General features: G+C 40.0%; 1 pseudogene. It reads right to left on the bottom strand.

The window, feature by feature from the left end:
* Window positions 1–340 (bottom strand): annotated as a pseudogene (locus ACXAG4_RS15530) (hypothetical protein); the annotation flags it as partial.

A 340-nucleotide genomic window follows, 5' to 3' on the forward strand; every position in this document is an offset into this window, starting at 1 on the left:
TCTTGGTTGTTTATAATATCTGTTCCACCAGAAGTTGTACCTACCGTTAGTCTGTAACCTGTAGCATCTGCAATGGCATTCCATGTTAAATTTGTGGTTATTGAAACATTGCTAGCGCCATCTAGCGGGCTTATTAAACTTGTACAGGTTGGCGCTGTTGGAAGTGTTTCAGTAGTAAAAGATTCTTCGCTGCAACCTGTAGCATCGCCTACTGCGTTGTATGGCACAAGGCTCACAAATATTTGGGTGTTTTCTGGTAAATCTGTAGGTAAATCAAACGTAGTTACATTACCTACATCTTGGTTGTTTATAATATCTGTTCCACCAGAAGTTGTACCTA

It is taken from the genome of Seonamhaeicola sp. ABD4_175 (assembly GCF_056160885.1).